The organism is Hydrogenophaga sp. (assembly GCF_051007235.1).
In the GTDB taxonomy this organism is placed as follows: Bacteria; Pseudomonadota; Gammaproteobacteria; order Burkholderiales; family Burkholderiaceae_C; genus Hydrogenophaga.
The window spans coordinates 1-6223 of the sequence record NZ_JBPCSJ010000209.1; the positions used below are offsets into that span (position 1 = coordinate 1).

At 66.8% G+C, this 6223-nt stretch carries 6 protein-coding genes; 1 reads left to right on the plus strand and 5 read right to left on the minus strand.

From position 1 onward, the window contains the following. The 5 genes from neuC to ACR2JA_RS07690 form a co-directional block, all read right to left on the minus strand. Window positions 1-792: UDP-N-acetylglucosamine 2-epimerase (neuC, locus tag ACR2JA_RS07670; protein ID WP_434008504.1), on the minus strand; the 792-nt coding region annotated here is incomplete at its 3' end. Window positions 793-802: 10 nt separating this feature from the next. Continuing rightward, window positions 803-1855, minus strand: a complete 1053-nt coding sequence (locus ACR2JA_RS07675; protein ID WP_434008505.1) for an N-acetylneuraminate synthase family protein — start codon at window positions 1853-1855, stop codon at window positions 803-805. A gap of 129 nt (window positions 1856-1984) precedes the next feature. Beyond that, complete coding sequence (locus ACR2JA_RS07680; protein ID WP_434008506.1) at window positions 1985-2791, minus strand: SDR family oxidoreductase; 807 nt, start codon at window positions 2789-2791, stop codon at window positions 1985-1987. 179 nt (window positions 2792-2970) lie between these two features. After that, window positions 2971-3675, minus strand: coding sequence for a cytidylyltransferase domain-containing protein (locus ACR2JA_RS07685; RefSeq protein WP_434008507.1), 705 nt, complete (start codon window positions 3673-3675; stop codon window positions 2971-2973). Between the two features lie 29 nt (window positions 3676-3704). Beyond that, entirely contained in the window at window positions 3705-4721 is a 1017-nt protein-coding gene (locus ACR2JA_RS07690) for a Gfo/Idh/MocA family protein (protein WP_434008509.1), read from the minus strand. 105 nt (window positions 4722-4826) lie between these two features. Here ACR2JA_RS07690 and ACR2JA_RS07695 point away from each other — a divergent pair, with 105 nt between their 5' ends. Further along, window positions 4827-6212 carry a 3-deoxy-D-manno-octulosonic acid transferase gene (locus ACR2JA_RS07695; protein WP_434008508.1) on the plus strand — a complete coding sequence of 462 codons (1386 nt, stop codon included), beginning with the start codon at window positions 4827-4829 and terminating at the stop codon, window positions 6210-6212. The last annotated feature ends 11 nt before the right edge of the window (window positions 6213-6223 follow it).

A 6223-nucleotide genomic window follows, 5' to 3' on the forward strand; every position in this document is an offset into this window, starting at 1 on the left:
CATCGACGGGATGAGGCGGAAGCGCTCCTTGGGCAGGCGTTCGAGCACCGCAAAGATGTCTTCGGTGCCGGGATCGTTGTTGGGCGCAATGACCACAAAGCACTTGCCGCTGGCTTCAAGCCGGCCGAACAACGAAGCCGCCTGCGCGCCGATGGTGTCGGCCTCCGATGTGACCGGGTGGAACACTGCGATGCCGAAGTCGGCGAACGGGATGGCGTAGCGCGACTTGACCTCGTCGATGCCCACGCCCGAAGGGCGCGCGTGGGTGTCGAGTTCGGGCGATCCGATGTTGTAGACGCTGTCCGGCGCTTCACCCAGCGCCAGCACGCGGGCCTTGGCCGCGTCGGAGCTGACGAAGTGGGTGGCGCAGAGCTTGGTGTTGCAGTGGCGAATGCTCTCGTCGATGGTGCCCGAGACCTCGCCGCCTTCGATGTGCGCCGAGGGGATGTACTTCATCGCGCAGACGATGGACGCGGCCATGGCTTCGACGCGATCACCATGGATGACCACCAGATCGGGCCGGTGCTCGTGCACGAAATCCGAAAACCCCAGGATGGTCTTGGACAGGATGAACTCCTGCGCATCGCCCTCGCGCTGGTTGACGAACTCGAAGAACTCGGCGCCGGGAAAGCGCCGCACCTCCAGCCGCGTCTCACCGTAGCGGCGCATCATGTGCATGCCGGTGATGAAGAAGCTGATGGCAAAGCCGGCCTGCTGGGCCGCCACGGCCAGCGGTTCGAGCTTGCCGTAGTCGGCCCGCGTGCCGGTGATGAAGAGCAGTCGCTTGGACATCAGGTCAAGATCAGCTGTTCACCAGCGGTGCCACGCCGTCCAGATCGCTCCACAGCAGCTGCTGGTTGCGTTTGACGGCCCGCGTGAGCCGGGCGCCGACCAGGCGGTCGAAATGCTGCACCGAGATTTCACCCGAACCGGGGCGACGCGCCCAGATGTCCTTCTCGCCGATCACGTGGCCAGCGGGCAGGTCCTGGTCAGCCACGATGGAGCCGCGGGCGAACCGATAGACGTCTTCCTCCGGACCAGTGCGCACCTTGGGGTTGTTCAGAGCGGTGTGGATTTCCTTGGAGCGATCAATCAGGAAACGCAGCTCGGCCGGGTCCATGGAGCACGGAATGTCCGGGCCCTTGCGGTAACGCGTGTCGGTGAAGTGGCGTTCCAGGATGCAGGCGCCCAGCGCCACCGAGGCGATCGCCATCTCAGGGCCGATGCTGTGGTCCGAGAAGCCGATGACCGCCTTCGGGAAGGCCTTGCGCAGCTCGGTGATGCCCTGCAGGCTCACGATCTCGGGCGGCGAAGGGTAGAGGTTGGTGCATTCGAGCAGCGCGTACTCGATACCCGCATCGTCCAGCGCCTGCACCGAGGGTCGCAGCGATTCGATGGTCTGCATGCCGGTGCTCAGGATCACCGGCTTGCCGAAGCTGGCGATGTGCCGGATCAGGGGCACGTGGTTGGCCTCGCCCGAGCCGATCTTGAAACCGGCCACGCCGATCTCGGCCAGGAAGTCGGCCGCCGCACGCGAGAACGGCGTGGAGATGTAGATCATGCCCAGCGACTCGGCATGCTTTTTCAGCGCGATCTCGTCGTCCTTGGACAGGGCGCAGCGCTGCATCACTTCCCAGATGGACACGTCTGCGTTGGGCGGAAAGATGGCCTTGGCCTCGTCGGTCATCTCGTCTTCGACGAAGTGCGTCTGGTGCTTGACCATCTCGCAGCCAGCCTTGTGCGCGGCGCTGACCATGGCTTTGGCCACGTCGAGGCTGCCGCCGTGGTTGATGCCGATCTCGGCGATCACCAGCGGGGGTTGATTCGGTCCAATTTCGCGGTGAGCGATTTTCATGGGTATTCCTTCAAACAAGCAATGCAGCAAGGCGGCGTGCCTTCATCCAGCACACGCCGTGGAACCGGCTCCGCCGGGCCACAGGCGTGGTCCCCCTGGGGGGAAGCCGCGCAGCGGCGCAGGGGGGCTTCACATCGCCGTCCAGCCGCCTTCAACAAAATACTGCTGGCCGGTGCAATAGGCCGAGGCATCCGAGGCCAGGAAGATCATCATGCCGACCATGTCTTCGCGCTTGGCCATGCGGCCCAGCGGCACGCGCGCGGTGTAGCGGCGCACGAACTCGGGGTCGTGGTTGTTCTGCACACCGCCGGGCACCAGGGTGTTGACGCGGATGCCCTTGTCGCCCCAGTAGGTGGCCAGCCAGCGGGTGAGGCCGTGCACACCGGCCTTGGCTGCGGCGTAGCTGGGCAGGGAGTTGAACTTCATGCCTTCGTAGATGCGGTGGTCAGGACCGACCACGCCGTAGGTGCTGGAGACGTTGACCAGACTGCCGCCACCGCTCTTGAGCATGGCCTTGCCGCCCTCGCGTGCGACCAGGTAGACGCCGGTGAGGTTGACGCGGATGGCCGATTCCCAGCCCGCCAGCGTCGAGTCTTCGAACGAGGTGAACACGGCGCCCTGGCGCATCAGGTGTTCACCGGTCGCGGCGGCGTTGTTCAGCACCACGTCCACGCGGCCGAACTTGGCCAGGACCTGCTCGAACAGGTTGACCACGTCGGCTTCAGAACTGACATCGCAGTTGATGCCGAAGGCCTCGCGGCCGTCAGGGGTCTTGATGGCCTTGGCTTTGCCCACCGGGTCGGCGGCGGCCAGATCGGCCATCACCACCTGGGCGCCGTGTTCGGCCATGCCCTGGCAATAGGCCGAACCGAGCAGGCCGGTGCCACCGGTGATCACCACGACCTTGCCGGTCAGATCGAATCGTTGTGTCGTCATGTTGTGTTCTCTTGAGGGTTTCAGGTCAGAGGCTGAGTGGGGATTGGGCATGTCCGAAGGGGCGTTCCAAACTGACGCAGGCAAGGCGCAAAGCACAGCCGTAGCCCATGCTACGGCGCGCATTTGCAACGCCGCGGGCGACAGTTTGGAGCGTCAAGGCGGGCATGACCAGTTCCCACTCAGCCTCTAAGGCCGAGGCGCTTTTTCATCAGGTATTCGACGAACTCGAAGTCGGATTCGTTGTCGATGTCCGGGCTCTTGGCGGAGCCGATGTCGTAGCCGTGGGTACGGCCCGAGAGCAGGCCGGTGCCGCGGCGCAAGTAGTCGGGGGAGAGCACGTAGATGGACGCCACGTGCTCGAAGACACGGGGTGCGTCCTGCCGGCGCACGATGGGCTTGGGCAGCTTCTTGCAGATGCGCAGGATGCCGTCCTCTTCTTCCAGCATGTTGAAGTAGGGGTTCTTGCGCGCATCGCAGACGGTGAACACCGCGTCCACGTCGGACGCGCGGAACTGCGCGATGGCCTTGGAGATGTCCTCCACGTCGCGCAGCGGCGAGGTGCAGTCCAGGTCCACGAAAAGATCGACGGGCTCGCCGTAGTGCGCCTCGCAGGCGGCCAGCGCGTGCTGCCACACCTCCCACTTGCCGGCGGTGTCGTTGGCCAGTTCAGCCGGGCGCATGAAGGGCGTCTCGGCCCCCGCGGCGCGGGCGGCTTCGGCAATCGCCGGGCTGTCGGTGGAGATGACGACGCGGTCGATCTCGGGGCAGGCCAGCGCCTGCTCGATGGACCAGGCGATCAGCGGCTTGCCCAGCATCGGCCGGATGTTCTTGTTGGCCACGCCTTTGGAGCCGCCGCGGGCGCCGATGACACAGGTGGTGCTCATGTTCGTTTGTGTTCGGTTGGGTGAAGGGGTCAGCCCTGCAAATCAGACGGCCGCACGTGCTGGCGTTGCTGTGCCGAGCGGTGCGCCGCCAGCGCCACCTGCAGCACCGCCACCGCTTCGTCCAGCGGTGACGAGGCCGGCAGTGTCGGCGATTGCAGGCGCTGCAAGAAGTGCCGCATGTGGGTGAGGAACAGGTGGTTGCGCACAAAACCTTCGGGCACGCGGTGCACCTCGCGCGGCGCCTGGCCGGCGGCTTCGAGCGTGACCACACCTTGCACATAGTCCCAGCGCAGCACGCCCTGGCGGCCGACGATTTCCATCTCACGGCCGTAGCCGGGGCGCAGGTAGTCCAGATGCACCTGGGCCAGCGCGCCGCTGGCCAGTTGCAGGCCGATCTGGGCCACGGCCTCGGTCTCGATTTCCAGCGCCGCGGCGGTGCGCATCATGGCCGTGACGTCGGCCACCGGACCCAGCAGCCACTGCACCAGGTCCAGCTCGTGGATCAGGTCGAAGGTGACGCCGCCGCCCAGGGCCTTGAAGGCGCCATAGCCCTGGCGGTGGTCGGTGCCGGGCCGCCAGTCGGGCAGCCACTGGCCCACGGCCGCGCGCATGTGCCAGATCTCGCCCAGCAGGCCTTGCGCGAGTTGCTCGCGTATCCACAGCAGGTTGGGGTGGGAATGCAGCATGAAGCCGGCCTCCACCACCAGGCCCTTTTGCTGCACGGTGGCCAGCAGTTCGCTCACGCCGGCCATGGACGCGGCCAGCGGTTTTTCCAGAAACAGGTGTTTGCCGGCGCGCGCCGCCTGCAGTGCCACGTCCATGTGCTGGTCGGTGCGGTTGGCCACCACCACGGCGTCAACGTCGGACGCCAGCGCGGCGGCCAGATCGGGCACGCGGGTCACGCGCGGATCCAGGGTCTGTGCGTCGGGTCGGTAGCTGAAGGCTTGCACCTCGGCCCCGAGTTCAAGCAGGTTGCCGATGTGGCGTTTGCCGATGGAGCCGGTGCCGACGACGAGGACTTTCATGGAGCGGGGTGAGCAGGCGATTGACGCGTAGGAACGGACGGTCCGGCGGGGTGGTCGGGCGGGCTGGGCGCCCCGTCTCGTGGGCGCAGCCCGTTACTATACGTGGCCCTGTCACCCGCCCTGCCGATGCCCGATCCCCACACCCCGACCAGCCGCCCCTTCCCGCCCACCAGGCGGCTGTCGCTCATGATCGGGATCTACGAATGGCTCTGGCACCTGTTGCTGCCGGTGCTGCTGCTGTTTTTGTGGCGGCGTGGCCGCAAGGAGCCGCTGTACCGCCAGTTCTGGAGCGAGCGTTTAGGCGCCGTGCGCACCCGTCTGCAGCGGCCGCTGTGGGTGCATTCGGCTTCGATGGGCGAAATCCGCGGCGCCGCACCGCTGGTGCGCGCCCTGCTGGCCACCGGCCAGCCGGTGCTGGTCACCACCCTCACGCCGGCCGGCCGCACCGCCGCGCAGAAGCTGCTGGCGCAGGAGATCGCCGACGGCCGCGCCGAGGTGGTCTGGGTGCCGCTGGAGCTGGGCTGGGCGGTGCGCCGCTTCATCCGCCGGGTGCGGCCACGCGCCGCGCTGATGACCGAGATCGACACCTGGCCAGTGCTCGTGGCGACGATACGCCGCCAGACAGTGCCGCTGGCCATCGCCAACGCGCAGTACCCCGCCAAGAGCCTGGTGCGCGACCGAAAGTGGTTTGGCTTTCGGGCCGGCCTGTTCCAGGCCTACCAGCTGGTGCTGTGCAAGTCGGAAACCCATGCCCGGCGCTTCCGCGACGTGGGCTGCGAGCGTGTGGTGGTCGCGGGGGAAACCCGGTTCGACCTGCCGGTTTCGCCGCAGCAGATCGCGGCCGCACAACGGCTGGTGGCCGACTGGGGCATCACACCGGGCCAGCGCCCGGTGGTGGGTTTTGCCAGTGCCATCGTGGGCGAGGACGAGCAGTTCCTGGACGCCATCCGTCAGGTGCAAAACGCGCTGGCCGGCAAGGACCTGGCACGCCCGCTGTTCGTTTATGTTCCACGCAGCCCGCAACGCTTCGACGCTGTGGCCCAGCTCTTTGAAAGTGCGGGCCTGCGCGTGGCGCGTCGCAGCCGCATGCTCGACACCACCCTGGCGCCCACCGCCGACGCGCCCGACATGGGCGGCATCGACCTGCTGCTGGGCGATTCGCTGGGCGAGATGTACTTCTACCTCGCGCTGTCGCAGGTGGTGGTGGTCGGCGGCTCGTTCGTGGACAGCGGCGCGCACAACGTCATCGAACCGTTGGCCCTGAAAAAGCCGGTCATGGTCGGTCCCAGCATCTGGGGCATCGAATATCCCGGGGTGGAGGCACTCGCCGCCCACGTGCTGCAGCAACACATGAGCATCCCCAGTCTGTCGCAGGCGCTGGTGCACCTGCTGACCGACGCGCAGGCCTACGCGCAGGCCATCGCCGGCGCAGAGGCTTTTTACGCTGAACATGGCGGCGCGACCGACAAGCACATGAGGGTTCTCATGCCCTGGCTGGAGCAGGCACGTTGAGGCGCCCACTG